The following is a 21,594-nucleotide window of genomic DNA, read 5'->3' as shown; positions in this document are numbered from 1 at the left end:
GTGTACTATAATACAATTATAGTAGCAAACTAACGTTCGTTATGTAAGTGAAAGGTGGGGTTACATGTCACTTCGATTTGTGATTGGTAGAGCGGGAAGTGGAAAAAGTACACTTTGTTTACACGAAGTGCAAGAAGAGTTAAAGCAGCGTCCAAGAGGGGAAACAATATTATATCTTGTGCCAGAACAGATGACATTCCAAACGCAGCAGGCGTTAATTGGTAGTGAGGATGTAAGAGGTTCTATTCGGGCACAAGTTTTTAGTTTTTCACGATTAGCGTGGAAGGTACTGCAAGAAGTTGGTGGAGCGAGTCGCCTTCACATTGATGAAGCGGGCGTACATATGTTACTTCGTAAAATTGTAGAGTCTCGTAAAGATGGATTATCGGTGTTCCAAAAAGCAGCGGAGCAAAACGGTTTCTTTGAACATCTTGGTAGTATGATTGCGGAGTTTAAACGTTACAATGTGACGCCATCTAACGTATATGAAATGTGGCAACAATTAGACGCACATAGTAGCAGTGCAGAACAAAAGCTATTAGCGAATAAAGTGTATGATTTACAACTATTATATGATGATTTTGAACGTGCTTTAATCGGAAAATATTTGGATTCAGAAGACTACCTACAATTGCTAGTCGAAAAGCTTCCACATTCTGAATATGTAAATGGGGCTGAAATTTATATAGATGGATTTCATTCATTTTCACCGCAAGAACTAGAAATTGCAAGACAGCTTATGATTTGCGGTGCGAGAGTTACGATCACGTTAACGATAGATGAAAAAACGTTAGCGCAGCCAGTAAATGAACTAGATTTATTTTATGAAACGACGTTAACGTATGAAAAAATAAAGCAAGTGGCGCGTGAAGAGAAGATAGAAATTGAAAAAACGATTCCACTTATGGAACAACCGCGTTTTCATTCGCAAGCATTAGCGCATTTAGAAACGCATTACGAAGCACGTCCAAATGAAAAGTTTCACGGAGAAGCAAGTGTAACGATTAGTACAGCAGCGAATTTACGAGCTGAAGTAGAAGGTGTTGCGCGTGAAATTCGTAGACTTGTGGCGGATGAAGACTATCGTTACCGAGATATTGCAGTCCTTCTTCGTAACGGAGAAAGTTATTACGATGTGATGCGAACGCTATTTACAGATTATAATATCCCGCATTTCATCGATGAAAAACGCCCGATGTCACATCATCCGCTAGTAGAATGCATTCGTTCTGCACTCGAGATTATTAGTGGAAATTGGCGTTATGATGCAGTGTTCCGCTGCGTGAAAACAGAGCTTTTATATCCACTAGACGTAAGAAAAGAAACGATGCGCGAAGAGATGGATGAGTTTGAAAACTACTGTTTAGCCTACGGTGTACAAGGGAAGAGATGGACTTCTGAGGATCCGTGGATGTATCGCCGCTATCGTTCTCTTGACGATACGGACGAGATGATTACAGACAGTGAACGTGAAATGGAAGAGAGAATAAATCGACTGCGCGACGTTGTAAGAACGCCTGTTATTCGTATGCAAAAAAGGCTGAAGCGAGCGGGAACAGTTATGCAAATGTGCGAAGCTGTTTATTTATTTTTAGAAGAGCTAGACGTTCCGAAAAAACTAGAAGCATTACGTATTCGTGCAGAAGAGAGCGGAGATTTTTTATTTGCGACAGATCATGAGCAAGTATGGGAAGAAGTAATGAGTCTTCTTGATACGTTCGTTGAGATGCTTGGCGAAGAGAAAATGTCACTTTCTATGTTCACAGATGTTATGTCGACAGGTCTTGAGGCGCTTCAATTCGCAAACATTCCGCCATCATTAGACCAAGTGTTAATTGCTAATATTGATCGTTCAAGATTATCAAATGTGAAAGCAACATTTGTCATTGGCGTGAATGAAGGAGTTATTCCGGCAGCACCGATGGATGAAGGGATGCTTTCTGATGAGGAAAGAGATGTTCTTAGCGTTGCAGGTATCGAATTAGCACCAACGACGAGACAAACTTTATTAGAAGAACAGTTCGTTATGTACCAAATGGTAACGAGAGCAACTGAGAAATTATATATTTCATGCCCGCTTGCAGATGAGGAAGGGAAGACGTTACTTGCGTCTAGCTTTATTAAGAAAATAAAAAGAATGTTCCCTGATGTGAAAGATACATTTATTACAAATGACGTAAATGATTTATCACGTTCGGAACAAATTTCATACGTAGCAACGCCAGAAGTAACGTTGTCATATGTTATGCAGCAACTTCAAACGTGGAAGCGATATGGATTTGAAGGGAATTTAGATTTTTGGTGGGATGTATATAACTTCTACGTAACTTCAGATGAATGGAAACAAAAAAGTAGCCGCGTATTATCAAGTTTATTCTACCGAAATCGTGCGCAAAAGCTAAGTACAGTTGTAAGTAGAGATTTATATGGAGATAAAATAAAAGGAAGCGTATCTCGTATGGAACTATTTAACCGTTGCGCATATGCTCATTTCGCGCAGCACGGTTTATCGTTAAGAGAGCGTGACATTTTCAAACTGGATGCACCCGATATCGGGGAACTATTCCATGCAGCGCTGAAGAGAATTGCGGACAGGCTATTACGTGAAAACCGTACTTGGGCGGATTTATCAATAAAAGAGTGTGAGCATCTTTCTGCTGTAGTAATAGAAGAGATTGCACCGTTATTACAAAGACAAATTTTATTAAGTTCAAATCGTCATTTCTATTTAAAACAAAAACTACAACAAATCATTTTCCGTACATCAATCATTCTTCGTGAACATGCGAAGTCAAGCGGTTTCGTACCAGTTGATTTAGAAGTGCCATTCGGTATGGGCGGTACAGGATCGCTTCCGCCGATGGAATTCTCATTACCAAATGGTGTAAAGATGGAAGTAGTTGGTCGTATTGACCGTGTTGATAAGGCGGAAGATGAAAATGGGACGTTCCTACGTATTATTGATTATAAATCAAGCTCAAAAGCGTTAGACTTAACGGAAGTGTATTACGGATTAGCACTTCAAATGTTAACGTATTTAGATGTTGTTACTTCGAATGCACATACGTGGATGAAAAAGGGAGGTACTGCATCACCGGCTGGTGTACTGTACTTCCATATTCATAACCCGATCGTTGAGATGAAGGGTGACGCATCTGAAGCAGAAATTGAGAAAGAGATTTTAAAGAAATTTAAAATGAAAGGACTTGTACTAGGAGATGCTGATGTTGTTCGTTTAATGGATAACAAACTTTCGACAGGAAGCTCTGATATTATTTCTGCTGGTTTGAAAAAAGACGGCAGTTTTAGTGCGCGTTCGAGTATTGCAAGTGAACAAGAGTTTAACGTACTTCAAAAATACGTACACCATACGTTTGAAAATATTGGAAAAGACATTACGGAAGGCGTTATTGATATTGCTCCTTATAAGAAGGGGAATAAAGCGGCGTGTACGTTCTGTAACTTCAAATCTGTTTGTCAGTTCGATGAATCACTCGAAGATAACCAGTTCCGTACGCTAAAAGATATGAAAGATAGCGAAGCGATGGAGAAAATTAGAGAGGAGGTTGGCGGAGAATGATTGAAAATTGGCCTAAAAAACCAGAAGGTAGTCAGTGGACGGATGACCAGTGGAAAGCGGTTGTAGCGAACGGACGTGATATATTAGTCGCGGCAGCAGCTGGATCAGGGAAAACAGCAGTATTAGTTGAACGTATTATTAAAAAGATTATAAATGAAGAAAATCCAGTCGATGTCGACCGCCTGCTCGTTGTAACATTTACGAATGCAGCGGCGCAAGAGATGAAAAACAGAATTGGGGAAGCGTTAGAAAAGGTATTAATTGATGAGCCAGGATCGCAGCACGTAAGAAAGCAGCTTAGCTTATTAAATAAAGCTTCTATTTCAACGATCCATTCATTTTGTTTACAAGTAATTAGAGGATACTACTATATGCTTGATGTTGATCCTCGTTTCCGCATTGCGAATCAAACAGAAAACGAATTATTAAAAGAAGAAGTGTTAGATGACATATTAGAAGAAGAGTATGGAATTGAAGATAATAGTATTTTCTTTGAACTCGTTGACCGTTATACGAGTGACCGTAGTGATGATGACTTACAGCGTATGATTTTAGCGCTTCATACAGAATCAAGAGCGCATCCAAATCCGGAAAAATGGCTCGATAAATTAGTAGAAGCATACGACGTGGAAGGAAAGACAATTGAAGATTTAGTGTACGCTTCTTACTTATTAGAAGATGTGAAATTCCAGCTTGAAACAGCAGAGACACATATTCGTAAAGCGACTGAACTCGCGATGCTTCCTGACGGTCCGGCGCCCCGCGTTGAAACCCTGCAAGCAGATGCAGTTTTACTTGGAACGTTGTCATCAGCTGCTTGTGAGTCATGGACAAATGTGTATGAAGCGATGCAAAATGTATCGTGGCAAACGTTAAAGCGTATTAAGAAAAGTGATTACAACGAGGATGTTGTAAAACAAGTAGACTCTCTTCGTAATAAAGCGAAAGATGAAGTGAAGAAATTACAAGAAGAGTTATTTAGCCGCAGACCTGAAAGTTTCTTACGAGATTTTCAAGATATGCATCCTGTATTAGAAAAACTCGTACAGCTTGTAAAAGTATTTACAGAGCGTTTCCAAGCGATGAAGCGTGATAAAGGGATGGTTGATTTCACAGATTTAGAGCATTTCTGTCTACAAATTTTAAGTGAACAAAGTGAAAACGGTGAAATGAAGCCGTCAGCAGTAGCGCTTCAATATCGTAATAAATTTGCTGAAGTACTAGTCGATGAATATCAAGATACGAACTTTGTGCAGGAATCCATTATTAAATTCGTAACGAAAGATTCTGAGAGTGAAGGGAACTTGTTCATGGTAGGTGACGTGAAGCAGTCGATCTATCGTTTCCGACTAGCAGAACCAGGCCTGTTCCTAGGAAAGTATAAACGCTTTACGCAAGAAGGATTAGACGGCGGAATGAAAATCGATTTAGCGAAAAACTTCCGTAGCCGTCATGAAGTGTTAGCAGGTACGAACTTTATTTTCAAACAAATTATGGGCGAAGAAGTCGGAGAAATCGACTATGATGCTGACGCTGAATTAAAGTTAGGTGCTAGCTATCCAGAAGGTGAAGATGTAACAGCTGAACTACTATGTATTCAGCAAACAGAAGAAGAAGTGCTAGACGGTGAAGAAGGTGCGGAAGTAGAAAAAGCGCAACTTGAAGCTCGCCTTATGGCGCAGCGTATTAAAGCGATGGTTGATTCAGGTTATGAAGTGTATGATCGTAAAACGGATAGTATGCGCCCTGTACAATACCGCGACTTCGTTATTTTACTTCGCTCTATGCCATGGGCGCCGCAAATTATGGAAGAGTTAAAGCTGCAAGGAATTCCAGTATACGCTGATCTTGCGACTGGTTACTTTGAAGCGACAGAAGTAAATATTATGATGAATGTATTCCGAGTGATCGATAATCCGATGCAAGATATTCCGCTTGCCGCCGTACTTCGTTCACCAATAGTTGGACTAAATGATGAAGAACTTGCAACATTGCGTGCTCACGGAAAGAAAGGTTCGTTTTATGAAGTAATGAGCTCATTCTTAAAAGGGGCACCGCTTGAAGAAGAACAAGAATTACATGATAAATTAGAGTGGTTCTATAACTTACTGCAAGGATGGCGTGAATTCGCGCGTCAACAGTCACTTTCTGATTTAATTTGGAAAGTGTACGGTGAGACAGGTTATTACGACTTTGTTGGCGGTTTACCAGCCGGAAAGCAAAGGCAAGCAAACCTGCGTGTACTTTATGACCGTGCAAGACAATATGAAGCAACATCGTTTAGAGGATTATTCCGCTTCTTACGCTTTATTGAGCGTATTTTAGAACGCGGTGATGATATGGGAACGGCGAGAGCTTTAGGTGAACAAGAAGATGTCGTTCGTATTATGACGATTCATAAAAGTAAAGGACTTGAGTTCCCAGTCGTATTTGTAGCGGGACTAGGTCGTCGTTTTAATACACAAGACTTAATGAAACGTTTTTTACTGCATAAAGATTTCGGTTTCGGTTCACAATTTATTGATCCTCGTAAACGTATTAAATATACGACATTATCGCAACTTGCGATTAAGCGTAAAATGAAGATGGAATTAATTGCGGAAGAAATGCGCGTATTATACGTAGCGTTAACGCGTGCAAAAGAGAAGTTAATTTTAATTGGAACAGTTAAGGATGCAAATAAAGAAATGGAAAAATGGCTTGATGCAAGAGAGCATAGTGAATGGTTATTACCAGACCATATACGTGCCGGAGCGTCTTGTTATTTAGAGTGGATTGCACCTTCATTATATAGACATCGTGATAGTGAAATGCTTCTTGAATTAGGACAAGGAAGCATTCCAGGTGAAATTTATGGCTATGACACGAGCTGGAAAGTAGAAGTTGTTGACGGTAACACGTTACTTGCGCCAGAACCAGTTCAAGAAGAGAAACAAGAATTGTTAGAAGCACTTCGTGAGAAAAAAGCTGTTCCCCTGCAAAGTGAACGAAAAGAAGAAGTGTATGACAGATTAATGTGGAAGTACGGATATGAGGAAGCGACATCTCATCGTGCGAAACAGTCTGTTACAGAAATAAAGAGAAATTATCAATCTGAAGAAGGTAGCGATAATGCCTTTATTAAAAAACTACGTGCACCAATTAAAACACGCCCTCGTTTTATGGAGAAAAAAGGATTAACGTACGCTGAAAGAGGTACGGCAGTTCACGCTGTCATGCAGCATGTTGATTTGAAGAAGCCGATTACAGAAGAAGTGATTCGGGAGCAAATTAATGGCATGGTTAATAAAGAATTATTAACATTCGAACAAGCAGAAGAAATAGCAATTGAAAAAGTGATTTCATTCTTTGACAGTGACCTAGGTAAAAGGGTATTAGCGGCGAAAAGTGTTGAGCGTGAAGTACCATTTACGATGATGCTTGCAGCAGAAGAGGCGTATCAAGATTGGCAAGGTAAGAGTGACGAAACAATTCTTGTCCAAGGGGTTATTGACTGCATGATTGAAGAGGAAGATGGTATCACGCTAATCGACTTTAAAACGGATACGATTGAAGGGAAGTTCCCAGGCGGATTCGATCAAGCGAAACCAATTTTAGAAGATCGATATAAAGTGCAGCTTTCTTTATATGCAAAGGCACTTGAAAAAAGCTTGCAACATCCTGTGAAAGAGAAATGCTTATACTTCTTTGATGGCAACCATGTTGTAAAAATTGAAGAATAGAGAGGCTTGAAAATGACAACGGAAAAAACGTTAAGAACATGTGAAAAAGGACATGAATATTATAAAAGTAGCGATTGTCCAACTTGCCCAACCTGTGAGAAAGAAAAGAAACCAAAAACAGGATTTCTTTCACTTCTTTCATCACCAGCACGAAATGCGCTGCAACACCATGGAATTCACACGATAGAAGAACTCTCAAAGTATAGTGAAAAAGAAATTTTAAAACTACATGGTATGGGACCTGCGTCTATGCCGAAGCTTAGAAATGCTTTGGAGGAGAAGGGGTTATCATTTAAATAAAATGAAACAGTAAACAGTGGAGTTTTTGATAATATTGAATGAGGTAAAAGAAAAAAGTAGGAGATATTCTCCTACTTTTTTTTACGCTGTTCCAATTTGATCTTGATCAGCCACATCAGAATCAAACGTATTTGTTGCACTAACACCGTTAAACGTATTCACGACAAATCCAACATTGGAAGCTCCGGAACCATTATAAGCTTTCGTATTTTCTTTCGGAGACACGTTATAAAAATCCCCTAAATTAAAAGAACCATTACTGTTTTGAACGACGAGATTTCCAACAACAGAAGGCATACCATCCACCTACTTTACTAAGCTTTTTAATTACTATATGAATTATTGTGCGGAAGGTTCATCCGTAATATATTGGCGGATTTGCATAATACGAGAGTTATTAAAAACATAATCAACATTTCCAATTTGAAAGCAACCAGAATTTAAAAGTGTTCGCAATTCAACATTGTTTACTTCAATAAAAGGGCATTCATTTACAATGTTTAATTTTACATCTGTCGTTCGTTTTGGGATTGTGATGTGTTCATCTGTAAAGATTTCAAATGCGTCTAAGCGGCCTTCGTCTTTTATATAACAAGGAATTTCCCTATGGACGGCAAGAGCTCTACTTTTTAATTCCATTTGATTGGCATCTCCAACTTGAAATACGGCACTAATCCCTAAAGAAATAATAGAAACATTTTGGACAACAGACACATGATGTAACATAGTTTCTCAGTCTCCTTAACCTGGAGTAGGAGGGACATCTGTGACTAATGGTACAAATGGACCCTCTGTAACAGTTTCAAATGGTGTATCAAGAATAGAAGATAGTATGAGGAAATTTGCATCCCCAATTAAAAAGAGTGCGGACGACGATACACCGTTCATTTTAATTTGGCCGACTTTTAATTCGCGATTTACAACGTTAAGATTCATACATACTTACTCCTTTCGGAAATTGCCCGGTATGTGTTGAATAAAAGAGAGGAAAGCTTTGTCGATATCATGTTTCATTGCTTGAATAATGATATCTCGTAAATAATCTGGATCTGTTGAAATCCCTTCATAGGATTGCGTTTGTGATAAATAATAAGGAAGTCTATGCTCCATCTGTTTTTTTATGTCATCAACCATCATTTGTCGATACATTTCATCGAGCGGCGTTCTCTCTTCTTGTTCAAAATGGAGAATTCGATTATATGCTTCTTCATCTAAGTAACGATGCATTTCTTGAAGGATGCCTTGGTAAAAATCTGGGTTTGTATCTGTTTCAGGATTTACTTTTAATGTTTCTGTATCCACTTGGAAATCTTCAATTTGCTGTCCTTTTGCTGAAAACGGATTTAAACCGATATTTAAAGTACCATTTAAATTTTCTACTTTTAATTGATCGAATTTGTATTCCACTTTTCCTACAGAAGAGGAGGGGCGATTTTTTAATTCGTTAAGCTCTTCTTGGAGTTGGCGAACTTGATCTTCTAGGTTAAGGATGGTTGCTTGTTGTGCTTGAAGAGCTTGTTGAAGTTGGTGTAAGTAAGTATATATATCTTGATTCATTTTGTGAAACCTCCTTTTCAGTAGGGAGGGTAAAAATATTCCTGCTATATATTTATGACAAGGATGTCTTAAGAAGAACTAGTTGATGGTTTGATAGAAATAATTTGTCCTTTCGCCTGCAATGGGCGAAGGGGCTCTGTAAATCCACCGCTATTTGAGAATTTAGATAGAGCTTTAATACTTCCTGCAGTACCAATTTGGAATACAGAAGAGGTTGTAATGCTATCAATTCTAATGCTATTAATGATGATGCTTTGGTTTACATAAAAATTCAATGCAATCGCCTCCTCTAAGTTGAACCAATTATCGCTTGATCAATTACATCTGAATCATTGACAGTCGTTGCGCTTTGATAATTGTAGACAGAAACGTTATCTCCAACATTAAAAGAGCCGGCCCCAGCAAAAGCGCGTGAATAACTAATAGGCCTAATCGCAAATACATCTCCAATATGAAAAATACCACTTGATCCAATATTGACGATACGAATATGTCCGACCATAGCTGGCATACAAAACACCTTTCGTTTTTTAAATTTTCTTTTCTACTATTGTATGGGCGTTTTCAATAAAATGTGTTTTTTTTTATAAAAGAAACACACACGTTATTGCGTGTGTGTATTGAGTGTTTGATTAGGGTAAAAATCCGTATGTACATGCCAAATTACATTTAAGAGCCTGTCCAGTTCTTGGCTACAATCCACTGTTTTTTGAGAAGTCATTCCGTAGCGTTCAGCAAAATAAATCATTTTTTCACGTTTTTTTTCAATCGCTTGCTCAAACATTGAAATCGGCTCCATCTCTAAATGAAATTTTTAGTATATATGTAGTACATATTATACAAAAAACCAATAAAAAAGAAACACCTTCGCTAAAAAAAGTAAAATTTCTACATTTTATGCCAAATATAAAGGAGTAACGAATAGAATATGAGAAGAATATTGTAAAAATTAGCGTGCATGAGAAGGTTTTTTTCTGACGGATGCGAATACAATTAAAGGTCATGAGTTTTAGGATGGAGAGTGGAAATATTGCGTTTGGTAACGGCGAAAAAAGATGAAAAGGTATTTGTAGGTATTGTGGATGAAGAGGAAGAAAAGGTATTGCATGTAAGAGAAGCGCAAAGACAAAAAGGGGAAAAGGTTACGATTCCGATTACAATGTTAGAGTGTATTGAAAGAGGAACCGAATGCTTTGAAAAAATATGTGATATTGTAAATTGGGCGAAGGAAAATGAAGGGGCGGCGTATTATCCGTTAACTGAGGTGAAAATATTAGCACCAATTCCAAGGCCAAGGAAGAATATTCTTTGCGTTGGAAAGAACTATCGTGAGCATGCGATAGAAATGGGCGGAGTAGAGTCAATTCCGGAAAATATAATGATCTTTACGAAAGCGCCAACGACAGTTATTGGAATGAATGAAAAAATTAATAGTCATCCCCACGCGACGAATGAACTAGACTATGAAGGAGAACTAGCTATCATCATTGGTAAGCGAGGGAAACAAATAAAAAAAGAAAAAGCGCTTGAGCATGTTTTTGGTTATACCATTATAAATGATATAACTGCTCGCGACATTCAAAGGAAGCATAAACAATTTTTTCTTGGAAAAAGTTTCGATACATTTTGTCCGATGGGACCGTATCTAATTCATAAATCAATGGTTGAAACGCCAAATGCGTTACACATTGAAACAATAGTGAATGGGGAAGTAAGACAAACTTCAAATACAAATAAAATGATTTTTTCAATAGAAGAAATCATTTCAACGATAAGTAAAGGAATGACGTTAGAGCCAGGCGATATTATCGCAACAGGAACGCCGGCTGGTGTCGGAAAAGGTTTCACACCACCGAAGTTTTTGCATGCGGGTGATGAAGTGGTCATTACAGTAGAAGGAATTGGTACTTTGCGAAATGTAGTGAAATGAAGAAAAGGGCTATCTTATTAATAGATAGCTCTTTTTTATGGCCATGGGTTATTGAAAAAATCTAAAATAGCAAAAATATATAATCCGATGAGTATTAACGTACAAATCCCGATTAGCATAACGGCAAGAGAACTTCTTTCGCGGCCAAAACCGATAGCTGTAAGGAAAACAGCAGCCCAAAATGAGATTTTAAGTAGCATGAATGTATGAGGTGTTGAGTAGTACCTGAGTAACGTTATAGATAATAGGAATCCGATGAATGTAATGGAAATGAGAATAGTAGCTAAATAGTTAATATGTTTGCCGTATTTCAAAAGCATACAATTACCCCCTGTAAAATAAACTGAATATTCAATCTAACTTTACAGTAAACTACTAAAAAAAGAAAGAGGTTGTCCCAACATGTAGGACAACCTCTTTATTATTATGATAATACCGCTTTAATTTTTTGGAACGCCCACTCTAAATCTTCTTCAGAGATTACTAGCGGTGGTGCGATACGAATTACATTTTCGTGTGTTTCTTTACATAATAGACCAGCTGCTTTTAATTGTTCGCAGTAAGGACGAGCTGGCTCGTTTAATTCGATACCGATGAATAAGCCTTTACCACGAATGTCAGTAATCATTGGGTTATCAATTTCTTTTAATTGCCCAACTAATTTTTCGCCTAATTGAAGAGAACGCTCTGTTAATTTTTCTTCTTCTAACACTTCAAGAGCCGCGATAGAAACAGCACATGCAAGTGGGTTACCACCGAATGTAGAACCGTGAGAACCTGGCTCGAATACGCCTAAAATGTCGCGGTTTGCTGCTACGCAAGAGATTGGGAATACGCCGCCGCCAAGTGCTTTACCAAGTATGTACATGTCAGGAGTTACACCGTCCCAGTCACAAGCAAATACTTTACCAGTACGGCCTAAACCTGTTTGGATTTCATCTGCTACGAATAAAACGTTTTCTTTTTTACATACTTCAAGAGCTTCTTTTAAGAAACCAGCTGGTGGGATGTTAATTCCTGCCTCACCTTGGATAGGCTCTAAAATGAATGCAGCTGTGTTTGGTGTAATAGCAGCTTTTAACGCTTCTAAATCACCGTAAGGAATTACGATAATGCCAGGAAGCATTGGACCGAATCCACGCTTGTACTCTTCGTTTGAAGACATAGAAACAGCACCCATTGTACGGCCGTGGAAGTTATCTTCACAAACGATAATTTCAGCACGGTTTGCTTCTACTTTCTTCACATCATAAGCCCAGCGGCGAGCTGTTTTAATTGCAGTTTCAACAGCTTCTGCACCTGTATTCATTGGAAGTACCATTTCTTTATTAGTTAGTTTCGCAACTTTTTCGTACCAAGGACCTAATTGATCGCTATGGAAAGCACGAGAAGTTAACGTAACACGATTAGCTTGGTCAATTAAAGCGTTAATAATTTTTGGGTGACGATGACCTTGGTTTACTGCAGAATATGCACTTAATAAGTCCATATAGCGATTTCCTTCAGGATCTTCTACCCAAACGCCTTCTGCTTTAGAGATAACGATCGGAAGTGGGTGATAGTTATTTGCTCCGTATGTGTCTGTAAGTTCGATAATATCCTTAGTTTGAATCATGATTGTTCCCCCTTTTGTTATTACAAGAAGTTTGTAAATACTCTAAATATTATATCATTTAAATGTAAAAAAGCGAAACATTTCCTGAAAATAAATGAACATGTTATCATATAGAGTGAAAAAGTGTGAAAAGAGGAGGTAGGGGATACGATGGTACATATGCATATTACAGCATGGGCGTTAGGTTTAATTTTATTCTTCGTTGCGTATTCACTTTATTCAGCAGGAAGAAAAGGTAAAGGTGTACATATGGGGCTTCGCCTAATGTATATCTTCATTATTGTGACAGGATTCATGTTGTACATGAGTATTGTGAAGACAGCAACAGGTAGCATGCACATGTGGTACGGCATGAAAATGTTAGCCGGTATTTTAGTTATCGCTGGAATGGAAATGGTTCTTGTGAAAATGAGCAAGAACAAGGCAACAGGGGCATTTTGGGGATTATTTGTTATCGCGCTTGTAGCGGTATTTTACCTTGGACTGAAATTACCGATTGGCTGGCAAGTATTCTAATAAAAAATAAAACCACCTTATAATCTCAAAGACTTGGGAGATAAGGTGGTTTTTTTACTTTATGTCGCATCGATATGTAGCTCTTCTCCGTTTACTTTCGTAAAACGAAACATGTTTTTATTTGACGTAGCGTGACGAACGAAATGGTGCTGTAGTGTACAAATCATTTCTTCGTTATCAAACAAAAGAATATTTACTCCTTCGCATGCTTCCTCTTTCGGTAAGAAAGATAAATAATTATGACAATACATGCAATCATATAAAGAGTAATGAAGGGATTGCAATGATTCGGTTAATAATGTAAAGACAGAGTCAGGTAATTCCTCGAGCCATTCTGTATAGCTAAGAAGTAATTTTTTTCGAATTCGTATCATTTCTCCGTTTTGTAAATGGTGCTGTTCGTTGGCGATTTGTAATACATCTTGTTCATAGAAACGAGCTGGTAGCCAGTTGTTGTTATATAAAATCTCAAAGCCATCTTCGGCAATATCTTCTAATAAAAATGCTTCATCATTTTCATCATCAAAGAATACCCATTCATTGTTTATATATTCTACATTACCGACTGTATGAGCGCGAGGCTGGTTATATAAAATATGGTTACGTTGTATCATACACGATTTCTCCTTTATAAAAAGTAGTTATTTCTGTTATAGACAGTTCGTGCATTCTTTATAACTAGACACATCTAGACATAGGTGGGCATACAATAAAACACGTTTTACTGAGTGAAAAAGCTATTCCGTATGTAGATAGTAGATTATCGTCAAGTTTGTCATTTTTTTGATCCGCACCTCTAAGGTGTGGATTACTGCTTGTTTAGGAAAAGAAATAAGATGGAAGGATGATTCGTATGTGCGGGATTACAGGATGGGTGGATTATAAACGCTCATTAGAAGGAGAACGGGACGTCGTTACGAAGATGGCTGAGACGTTAGCAAAGCGTGGCCCGGATGATAATAAAGTTTGGATTAAAGGCAATGTCGCATTTGGGCATAAACGGTTAATCGTTGTTGATCCTGAGGGTGGTAAACAACCGATGACTTGTTTAAAAGATGAAACGAATTATGCAATTTGCTATAACGGTGAATTGTATAATACAGAAGATATTCGAAAGGAATTATTAAGAAGAGGATATACGTTCAAAGGTCATTCTGATACGGAGGTGCTATTAGCGTCGTATATTGAATGGAAAGAAGAATGTGTCGATCATTTAAACGGTATATATGCGTTTGCTGTATGGGATGAACAGAAAGAACAAGTATTTATTGCGCGAGATCGACTAGGTGTAAAACCGCTATTTTATAAATATGATAGTGGGCGATTACTATTTGGTTCAGAGTTAAAAGCGATATTAGCGCATCCAGATGTGAAGGCGGAAGTAACGTTAGAAGGGTTATCCGAAATATTCGGTCTTGGACCATCTAGAACACCTGGTCATGGCATTTATGCTGGTATAAAAGAATTACGTCCAGGGCATGCGATGACATTTTCAAAGAACGGTTTATGTATATGGAGATATTGGAATGTGGAAAGCAAAAAACATGAAGACTCCTTTGAAGAAACAGTAGAGAAAACACGCTTTTTATTACAAGATGCGATTACAAGGCAGCTCGTTTCTGATGTACCACTATGTACTTTTCTATCAGGTGGTGTAGATTCGAGCGCCATTACAGCGATTGCTGCGAAAGAATACGCAAGGTCAGGAAAAGGGCAATTACACACATACTCTGTTGATTATGAAGATAATGAAAAATACTTTAAAGCGAATGCGTTTCAGCCGAATTCAGATGCGCCATTTATTCATTTGATGACTGAGACGTTTCAAACAATCCATCATCGCTGCGTCATTTCAAATGAACAATTAGCACAGTATTTAACAGAAGCGGTACTCGTTCGTGATTTGCCTGGTATGGCAGATATCGATTCGTCATTATTATGGTTTTGCCGTGAAATTAAACAAGATTTTGTCGTCGGTTTATCTGGGGAATGTGCAGACGAAATATTTGGTGGTTATCCGTGGTTTTATAGAGAAGATGATTTGCAATCGAGTGCATTTCCGTGGATGCGCTCTACAGAAGCACGTGAACAACTGCTAAAGAAAGAATGGAGAAATAAATTAAACTTACAACAATATGTACAGCAGCGTTATGAAGAATCCATTCAAGAAGTTCCTGTTTTAGAGGGAGAAAGCCCAATTGAAGCAAAGAGACGACAATTATTTTACTTGAACATGGTATGGTTTATGACAACATTATTAGACAGAAAAGACCGTATGAGTATGGGGGCAAGCTTAGAAGTACGTGTTCCATTTGCGGATCACCGACTTGTCGAATATGCGTGGAATATTCCTTGGGAAATGAAAATGTATAAAAACCGCGAAAAAGGTCTATTGCGTAAGGCGTTAGAAGGATTACTTCCAAATGATATCTTATATAGAAAGAAGAGCCCGTATCCGAAAACCCATAATCCGCATTATACAAAAGCGGTAACAGTATGGCTACAAGATTTATTAACAGATAAAGGCTCAATTTTGCATGAACTATTTGATAAAGAACAGCTGAGTGGATTAATTGAGTCAGGTGGCAGTGCATTTCAATCCCCTTGGTTCGGTCAATTAATGACTGGTCCGCAGCTTTTAGCTCATTTAGCGCAAATTCATGTTTGGTTTAAAGAGTATGGGGTAAATATTAAAGAATAGAAGAAAAGCGACTTGCATAAAAGTAAGTCGCTTTTCTATTAAATAAATTGTCATATAAAATTCAAAATCATATTAGAAATAATACTTATTTATAATAATTATTTTGACGTACTTATTATTAGTTGTTATAATTGGAAACAAATGTTCTTGAAAAAGATTCTCATTTATAAAATTGAGGTGTTATATAGATGACAAAGAAAAAAATAGGTTTACTCGTAATGGCGTATGGAACGCCAGAATCATTAGATGATGTAGAAGCATACTATACACATATTCGCCACGGGCATAAACCTTCAGAAGAAGCACTCCAAGACTTAATCAGACGCTATAAAGCGATTGGCGGAATTTCACCACTTGCAAAAATTACGAAAGAGCAAGCGCATAAATTAACAGATTCAATGAATAAAATATTTAAAGAGTATGAATTTACTTGTTACTTAGGATTAAAACATATAGCTCCATTTATAGAGGATGCAGTAGAAGAGATGAAGAAAGATGGAATTGAGCAGGCGATTAGTATCGTATTAGCACCGCATTATTCTACATTTAGCATTAAAGCATATAATGACCGTGCTATTCGTCTTTCGGAAGAAATTGGTGGTCCTGTTATTGAACCGATTGAACAATGGTACGATGAACCGAAATTTATTTCGTATTGGACAGAGCAACTAAAAGAAACATTTACAAAGATTGAAGATAAAGAGAAAGCTGTCGTGATTTTTTCAGCACATAGTTTACCAGAGAAAATTATTGCAGCAGGAGACCCTTATGTGGAGCAATTGCAACATACAGCGGATTTAATTGCGGAGGCTGCCGATATTCCAAACTATACAACGGGTTGGCAAAGTGCTGGAAATACGCCTGACCCATGGATTGGTCCGGATGTGCAAGATTTAACGAGAGATTTATTTGAAAAGCATGGCTATGAATCTTTCGTATACTGTCCGGTTGGGTTTGTGGCAGAGCATTTAGAAGTTTTATATGACAATGATTACGAATGTAAAGTTGTAACTGATGAATTAAACGTGGCATATTTTAGACCGAATATGCCAAATTCACAATCTGTATTTATTGATTGCTTAGCTGAAATTGTTTCCAAAAAAATGAAGGAAATAGTTGACAAGAATCTAGTTTTTAGTAATAATTAGTTTATAATAATTTTAAATAAATAATTATTACTAAAAGAGAAAGAGGAGGATCCCCTAGATGAATCCAAATAATCGCTTAACAACAAACCAAGGTGCTCCGGTTGGAGATAACCAAAATTCTCGTACAGCTGGTCGCCGTGGACCGGTATTATTAGAAGACTATCATTTAGTAGAAAAACTAGCTCACTTTGATCGTGAACGTATTCCAGAGCGTGTTGTGCATGCACGTGGTGCAGGTGCTCATGGTGTATTCGTAACGAAAAACAGCATGAAGCAATATACGAAGGCAGCATTTTTACAAAATGAAGGAACTGAAACGCCTGTATTTGTTCGTTTCTCAACGGTTATTCATGGTCAAGGTTCTCCGGAAACAGCTCGTGACCCACGTGGGTTCGCTGTTAAATTTTATACAGAAGAAGGAAATTACGATATCGTAGGTAACCATTTACCGGTCTTCTTCATTCGTGATGCAATTAAATTTCCTGATATGGTGCATTCTTTAAAACCAGCACCTGATACAAACATTCAAACGCCAGATCGTTACTGGGATTTCATGACGTTAAGCCCGGAATCTACACATATGATGACGTGGGTATTTTCTGATTACGGTACACCAGCAAGCTATCGTGAAATGGAAGGTTTCGGTGTTCACTCATTTAAATGGATTAATGCAGAAGGTAAAATCGTCTACATTAAATATCACTGGAAACCACAGCAAAGTGTACGTAACTTAAGTGCAAAAGAGGTGCAAGAAGTACAAGGAAAAGACTTCAACCATGCAACTCGTGACTTGTTCGATGCAATCGAAAAAGGAAATTATCCGAAGTGGGATTTACACGTACAAGTGATGCAACTAGATGAAACGGATTCTTTAGATTTCGATCCATTAGATCCGACGAAAGTATGGCCAGAAGATCGCTTCCCATTAATTGAAGTGGGGACGATGACGTTAAATCGTAATCCGAAAAATTTCTTTGCGGAAGTAGAGCAAGTGGCGTTCTCTCCAAGTGCAACTGTAAATGGTATTGAACCATCTGAAGATAAATTATTACAAGGTCGTTTATTCTCTTATCCAGATACACAGCGTTACCGTCTTGGTGCAAACTACTTACAAATTCCTGTAAACTGCCCATACGCAGCTGTTCACAACCAACAACGTGATGGTGCGATGCAAATCAATCAAAACCCATCTACAATTAACTACGAACCGAGCCGTCATGCTGAAAATCCAGTTGAAGACCCAACTTACCGCGATTCAACTATGAAAGTAGAAGGCTACGTATCTCGTGAAAAAATTGACAAACCAAATGATTTCAAACAAGCAGGTGAGCGTTACCGTTCATTCTCTAAAGAAGAGCAAGACAACTTAATTGCAAACTTAACAAATGACTTAAAAGACGTAAATGAGCGCACGAAATTACTAGCTGTTTGTAACTTCTTCCGTGCAGATCAAGAGTACGGTATGCGTTTAGCACAAGCGCTAAATGTTGATATTACGCAATATGTGGGGAATTCTCCGAAATAAGTAGGAAAAGACGACTGTTAAACGGTCGTCTTTTTTGTATGTATGTAAAGTTGCGCCGGGGTATTTTTCAGTTTCGTCATGTCGGAATTTGTTGGTAAATGGATATATCGTGTCGAAACGTCGATATATTGAAATAATCGCTGATATATTCACCGGAATACTAGGTGGGGTATACTGCGCCGACAAGTACAATAAAAAGAGATGCAATCTACTACCAATAGATTGCATCTCTTTTTTTAGTTCACTCGCTCTGTATACTCATAAGCTTTCTCTCCGTGCATCGAAATATCAAGTCCCATATGTTCTTCGTGTTCATCTACCCGAACAGGGAGAAAGAAGTTAATTGCTTTAATAATGGCGTACGTCATTATGATTGTGAATGCATATGTTGCGCCAATTGCTACCAGTTGTTTAAACAGTAAAGCAGCGTTTCCGTAAAATAATCCGTTAGCGCCATCAGCATTTACAGTAGTAGTTGCAAAGAGTCCTGTTGCGATACCGCCCCAAGTTCCGCCGATACCGTGGCACCCGAATGCATCGAGTGTATCGTCGTATCCGAATTTTGTTTTTAAGAAAAAGACTGCTCCGAAGCATAATACACCGCCAATTGCTCCGATAAGAAGAGTGGAGAAAGGTGTAACGAACCCGCAAGCTGGTGTAATAGCGACTAAACCGGAAACTACACCGCAAGCAGCTCCCATCGCAGTCGGTTTTGATTGGAAGAACCATTCTGAAAGCATCCAAGTTAATGCGGATGCAGCTGCTGCTATATTTGTATTAATAAATGCGGTTAAAGCTACGTCGTTTAAAGATAATGCACTTCCGACGTTAAAACCGAACCAGCCGAACCATAGTAAGCCTGCGCCTAACATTGTAAATGGTAAATGGTGAGGAGAAGTACCGTTTATGTTTTTTCGTTTTCCGAGGAAAATAGCTAATACAAGGCCAGCCACGCCAGATGTAATATGAACGACGTTACCACCAGCGAAGTCTAATGCGCCGAGTTCTCTTAGCCATCCGCCAACGCCCCATACCCAATGAGCGACAGGATTGTAAACGATTGTTGTCCATAGAAGGATGAAAATAAGGAAAGCAGAAAATCGCATTCTTTCGGCGAATGCACCTGAAATTAAAGCGGGAGTTAAAATGGCGAACATGAGTTGGAACATCATAAATAAATTGTGAGGAATAGTAGATGAGTAGTCTGGATTTGGTGCGTAGGTAACTCCGTTTAAACCGAACCAATCGAGTGTACCGATAAGTCCGTGCCAATCTGGTCCGAATGATAAAGAATAGCCGATCACAATCCACTGAATCGAAACGATAGCCATTGCACTATAACTATGCATTGTCGTACTGAGTACGTTTTTACTGCGAACCATGCCCCCATAAAAAAGTGCCAATCCTGGTGTCATTAACATGACCATTACTGTCGTTACAAACATAAAAACCGTATCTCCTGTATTCATTCTCTCTCCTCCTATGATGTTAGAAAAAATAACATCGATTTGTTATGTTTCATATCATATTCGAAATGAAATGAAAAATCAACTAAAAATTCAGAAAACTTTATACTTCATGTTAGGAAATCTAACATGAAGTATTTTTGGGGGAATGAAATCAACGTATGTGATTCGTCCTGAAAATTGGTATAATATTCTTACAATTAAAAAACATGGGGGATGCGTGTGAGGAAAATACGGACTAGGAAATTATTTATTTGTTTTTGTTTAGCTGTCGTTTTGTTTGTGCCAATACATACGTTTGCAGATGAAAAAAGAGAGTGGCGAGACGAAGTCGTATATTCCATTATGATTGATCGCTTCAATAATGGAGAACCGAAAAATGACAAACAGTTAGAAGTTGGAAATTTAGAAGGATATCAGGGTGGAGATATAAGAGGGATTATAAAAAGACTGGATTACATAAAAGAAATGGGTTTTACCACTGTTATGCTTTCACCGTTTTTTGAAAGTGGAAAGTACGATGGGTTAGATGTGCAAAATTTTCAAGAGGTAAATGAACATTTCGGAACAGAAAATGATGTGAAAGAACTTGTACAAGAAGCGCATGCAAAAGGGATGAAAGTTATATTCCAATTTCCGCTTGGAGAAAACGAACAACAAGTTATAGACGCGATGAAATGGTGGATCAAAGAAGTCGATTTAGATGGAAGTTATGTGATACATAGTGAAAAAAAGTCGCGTTCTTTCTGGGATGACGTGCAAAAAGATATGCAAGTGATAAAGAAAGATTTTCGTATTATGACAAAGGAAGATAGTGAATATAACGAAAAAATAGTAGAATCGTTTTCTAAAGTGGATGTATCGGTGAAACCTTTATATGATGTGAGTAAAAAAGAAGGGGAATTCGTTACATTTTTAGATAATCAAGATACAAAAAGGTTTGCCCGTATTGCAAAAGAGAATATGAATTATCCACCATCTCGTTTGAAACTAGCCCTTACATATTTATTAACATCACCAGGTATTCCGAATTTTTATTACGGGACTGAAATTGCATTAGATGGAGGGGATACCCCGGATAATAGACGATTAATGGATTTCAAATCAGATGAAAAATTTGTGCAGCACATAACGAAACTCGGTGAGCTTAGACAAGCGAGACCATCTTTACGCCATGGAACGTTTGAGCTTTTATACGATAAAGATGGAATGAGTGTACTGAAACGAAAGTATAAAGATGAAGTAACATTAGTAGCGATTAATAATACGAAAGAAACACAAAAAGTTGCTTTACCTGTAAGTGCAATTGGCGAAAAACAAGAGTTAAGAGGATTGTTAGAAGATGAAATTATAAGAGAAGAAAACGGAAAGTTTTATCTTGTTTTAAAGCGTGAAGAATCAAATGTATATAAAGTTAACGGGGAAACAGGTGTGAATTGGCTATTTATCTCTTTAATCGTCGGTGTGAACGTATTGTTTATTGCTTTTTTAATTGCGGTTAAAAAGAGACGGAAATGAGTAGCGTTTTTTTAGT

The 21,594-nt window shown here is 38.0% G+C and carries 20 protein-coding genes; 9 read left to right on the top strand and 11 right to left on the bottom strand.

All coding sequences use genetic code 11. From position 1 onward, the window contains the following. The first annotated feature begins 64 nt into the window (after positions 1 to 64). From addB to AC1DMU_RS10235, 3 genes are read left to right on the top strand one after another with little or no spacing between them, the layout of a single operon-like run. Complete coding sequence (gene addB / locus AC1DMU_RS10245) at positions 65 to 3,580, top strand: helicase-exonuclease AddAB subunit AddB (RefSeq protein ID WP_088062437.1); 3,516 nt, start codon at positions 65 to 67, stop codon at positions 3,578 to 3,580. Continuing rightward, the gene (gene addA, locus AC1DMU_RS10240) at positions 3,577 to 7,302 is read left to right on the top strand and encodes a helicase-exonuclease AddAB subunit AddA (RefSeq protein ID WP_215559006.1); all 3,726 of its coding nucleotides are present in this window, start codon (positions 3,577 to 3,579) and stop codon (positions 7,300 to 7,302) included. Before addB ends, addA begins: the two co-directional genes overlap by 4 nt. Positions 7,303 to 7,314: 12 nt before the next feature. Beyond that, entirely contained in the window at positions 7,315 to 7,602 is a 288-nt protein-coding gene (locus AC1DMU_RS10235) for an RNA polymerase alpha subunit C-terminal domain-containing protein (RefSeq protein WP_060489297.1), read from the top strand. Between the two features lie 81 nt (positions 7,603 to 7,683). Here the strand turns inward: AC1DMU_RS10235 and gerPF are convergent, their stop codons facing one another. The 7 genes from gerPF to AC1DMU_RS10200 form a co-directional block, all read right to left on the bottom strand. After that, positions 7,684 to 7,899 (bottom strand): spore germination protein GerPF, encoded by a 216-nt coding sequence (gene gerPF, locus AC1DMU_RS10230; protein ID WP_001141566.1) that lies wholly within the window; start codon positions 7,897 to 7,899, stop codon positions 7,684 to 7,686. Positions 7,900 to 7,941: 42 nt separating this feature from the next. Beyond that, positions 7,942 to 8,328, bottom strand: coding sequence for a spore germination protein GerPE (locus tag AC1DMU_RS10225; RefSeq protein WP_000902337.1), 387 nt, complete (start codon positions 8,326 to 8,328; stop codon positions 7,942 to 7,944). A 15-nt stretch (positions 8,329 to 8,343) separates the two neighbouring features. After that, positions 8,344 to 8,538 (bottom strand): spore germination protein GerPD, encoded by a 195-nt coding sequence (gene gerPD, locus AC1DMU_RS10220; RefSeq protein ID WP_001052804.1) that lies wholly within the window; start codon positions 8,536 to 8,538, stop codon positions 8,344 to 8,346. Between the two features lie 6 nt (positions 8,539 to 8,544). Next, entirely contained in the window at positions 8,545 to 9,159 is a 615-nt protein-coding gene (gerPC, locus tag AC1DMU_RS10215) for a spore germination protein GerPC (RefSeq protein WP_001070746.1), read from the bottom strand. Positions 9,160 to 9,227: 68 nt separating this feature from the next. After that, entirely contained in the window at positions 9,228 to 9,434 is a 207-nt protein-coding gene (gene gerPB / locus AC1DMU_RS10210) for a spore germination protein GerPB (protein ID WP_001012513.1), read from the bottom strand. Positions 9,435 to 9,448: 14 nt separating this feature from the next. After that, a complete protein-coding gene (gene gerPA, locus AC1DMU_RS10205; protein WP_001111187.1) occupies positions 9,449 to 9,670 on the bottom strand; it encodes a spore germination protein GerPA in 222 nt (73 codons plus the stop codon). A gap of 93 nt (positions 9,671 to 9,763) precedes the next feature. Then, positions 9,764 to 9,943, bottom strand: a complete 180-nt coding sequence (locus AC1DMU_RS10200) for an aspartyl-phosphate phosphatase Spo0E family protein (RefSeq protein WP_046958324.1) — start codon at positions 9,941 to 9,943, stop codon at positions 9,764 to 9,766. 246 nt (positions 9,944 to 10,189) lie between these two features. On the opposite strand from AC1DMU_RS10200, the gene AC1DMU_RS10195 reads away from it, so the two are divergent. Further along, positions 10,190 to 11,089, top strand: coding sequence for a fumarylacetoacetate hydrolase family protein (locus AC1DMU_RS10195; protein ID WP_001241717.1), 900 nt, complete (start codon positions 10,190 to 10,192; stop codon positions 11,087 to 11,089). 35 nt (positions 11,090 to 11,124) lie between these two features. On the opposite strand, the gene AC1DMU_RS10190 is transcribed toward AC1DMU_RS10195, so the two are convergent. Both AC1DMU_RS10190 and rocD read right to left on the bottom strand, forming a co-directional pair. After that, entirely contained in the window at positions 11,125 to 11,409 is a 285-nt protein-coding gene (locus tag AC1DMU_RS10190) for a hypothetical protein (RefSeq protein ID WP_046958323.1), read from the bottom strand. Between the two features lie 104 nt (positions 11,410 to 11,513). After that, positions 11,514 to 12,704, bottom strand: a complete 1,191-nt coding sequence (gene rocD / locus AC1DMU_RS10185) for an ornithine aminotransferase (RefSeq protein WP_087984724.1) — start codon at positions 12,702 to 12,704, stop codon at positions 11,514 to 11,516. A gap of 150 nt (positions 12,705 to 12,854) precedes the next feature. Between rocD and AC1DMU_RS10180 the strand changes: the two genes are divergently transcribed. Next, complete coding sequence (locus tag AC1DMU_RS10180) at positions 12,855 to 13,220, top strand: YisL family protein (protein WP_088062442.1); 366 nt, start codon at positions 12,855 to 12,857, stop codon at positions 13,218 to 13,220. Between the two features lie 59 nt (positions 13,221 to 13,279). Here AC1DMU_RS10180 and AC1DMU_RS10175 read toward each other — a convergent pair whose 3' ends face one another. After that, positions 13,280 to 13,834 (bottom strand): DUF2777 domain-containing protein, encoded by a 555-nt coding sequence (locus AC1DMU_RS10175; protein WP_048559584.1) that lies wholly within the window; start codon positions 13,832 to 13,834, stop codon positions 13,280 to 13,282. 239 nt (positions 13,835 to 14,073) lie between these two features. Here AC1DMU_RS10175 and asnB point away from each other — a divergent pair, with 239 nt between their 5' ends. From asnB to katB, 3 genes are all read left to right on the top strand, one after another. Continuing rightward, positions 14,074 to 15,921 (top strand): asparagine synthase (glutamine-hydrolyzing), encoded by a 1,848-nt coding sequence (asnB, locus tag AC1DMU_RS10170; RefSeq protein ID WP_088062443.1) that lies wholly within the window; start codon positions 14,074 to 14,076, stop codon positions 15,919 to 15,921. Between the two features lie 188 nt (positions 15,922 to 16,109). Next, complete coding sequence (gene hemH / locus AC1DMU_RS10165; protein ID WP_088062445.1) at positions 16,110 to 17,069, top strand: ferrochelatase; 960 nt, start codon at positions 16,110 to 16,112, stop codon at positions 17,067 to 17,069. A gap of 58 nt (positions 17,070 to 17,127) precedes the next feature. After that, positions 17,128 to 18,594, top strand: a complete 1,467-nt coding sequence (katB, locus tag AC1DMU_RS10160) for a catalase KatB (protein WP_088062447.1) — start codon at positions 17,128 to 17,130, stop codon at positions 18,592 to 18,594. 236 nt (positions 18,595 to 18,830) lie between these two features. Here the strand turns inward: katB and AC1DMU_RS10155 are convergent, their stop codons facing one another. Then, positions 18,831 to 20,063, bottom strand: a complete 1,233-nt coding sequence (locus AC1DMU_RS10155; RefSeq protein ID WP_088062448.1) for an ammonium transporter — start codon at positions 20,061 to 20,063, stop codon at positions 18,831 to 18,833. A gap of 213 nt (positions 20,064 to 20,276) precedes the next feature. Between AC1DMU_RS10155 and AC1DMU_RS10150 the strand changes: the two genes are divergently transcribed. After that, positions 20,277 to 21,578: an alpha-amylase family glycosyl hydrolase gene (locus tag AC1DMU_RS10150; protein ID WP_088062453.1), complete on the top strand. Its 1,302-nt coding sequence runs from the start codon at positions 20,277 to 20,279 to the stop codon at positions 21,576 to 21,578. Positions 21,579 to 21,594 lie beyond the last annotated feature (16 nt).

It is taken from the genome of Bacillus sp. 01N45 (assembly GCF_056399205.1).
The sequence above is the reverse complement of the archived record's forward strand: the minus strand, read 5'-3'. Positions and strand labels throughout refer to the sequence as shown.

Coding starts and splice junctions, on each gene's coding strand:
- addB (WP_088062437.1), top strand. CDS start 65: ATGTCACTTCGATTTGTGATTGGTAGAGCGGGAAGTGGAAAAAGTACA.
- addA (WP_215559006.1), top strand. CDS start 3,577: ATGATTGAAAATTGGCCTAAAAAACCAGAAGGTAGTCAGTGGACGGAT.
- AC1DMU_RS10235 (WP_060489297.1), top strand. CDS start 7,315: ATGACAACGGAAAAAACGTTAAGAACATGTGAAAAAGGACATGAATAT.
- gerPF (WP_001141566.1), bottom strand. CDS start 7,899: ATGCCTTCTGTTGTTGGAAATCTCGTCGTTCAAAACAGTAATGGTTCT.
- AC1DMU_RS10225 (WP_000902337.1), bottom strand. CDS start 8,328: ATGTTACATCATGTGTCTGTTGTCCAAAATGTTTCTATTATTTCTTTA.
- gerPD (WP_001052804.1), bottom strand. CDS start 8,538: ATGAATCTTAACGTTGTAAATCGCGAATTAAAAGTCGGCCAAATTAAA.
- gerPC (WP_001070746.1), bottom strand. CDS start 9,159: ATGAATCAAGATATATATACTTACTTACACCAACTTCAACAAGCTCTT.
- gerPA (WP_001111187.1), bottom strand. CDS start 9,670: ATGCCAGCTATGGTCGGACATATTCGTATCGTCAATATTGGATCAAGT.
- AC1DMU_RS10200 (WP_046958324.1), bottom strand. CDS start 9,943: ATGTTTGAGCAAGCGATTGAAAAAAAACGTGAAAAAATGATTTATTTT.
- AC1DMU_RS10190 (WP_046958323.1), bottom strand. CDS start 11,409: ATGCTTTTGAAATACGGCAAACATATTAACTATTTAGCTACTATTCTC.
- rocD (WP_087984724.1), bottom strand. CDS start 12,704: ATGATTCAAACTAAGGATATTATCGAACTTACAGACACATACGGAGCA.
- AC1DMU_RS10180 (WP_088062442.1), top strand. CDS start 12,855: ATGGTACATATGCATATTACAGCATGGGCGTTAGGTTTAATTTTATTC.
- AC1DMU_RS10175 (WP_048559584.1), bottom strand. CDS start 13,834: ATGATACAACGTAACCATATTTTATATAACCAGCCTCGCGCTCATACA.
- asnB (WP_088062443.1), top strand. CDS start 14,074: ATGTGCGGGATTACAGGATGGGTGGATTATAAACGCTCATTAGAAGGA.
- hemH (WP_088062445.1), top strand. CDS start 16,110: ATGACAAAGAAAAAAATAGGTTTACTCGTAATGGCGTATGGAACGCCA.
- katB (WP_088062447.1), top strand. CDS start 17,128: ATGAATCCAAATAATCGCTTAACAACAAACCAAGGTGCTCCGGTTGGA.
- AC1DMU_RS10155 (WP_088062448.1), bottom strand. CDS start 20,063: ATGAATACAGGAGATACGGTTTTTATGTTTGTAACGACAGTAATGGTC.
- AC1DMU_RS10150 (WP_088062453.1), top strand. CDS start 20,277: ATGCGTGTGAGGAAAATACGGACTAGGAAATTATTTATTTGTTTTTGT.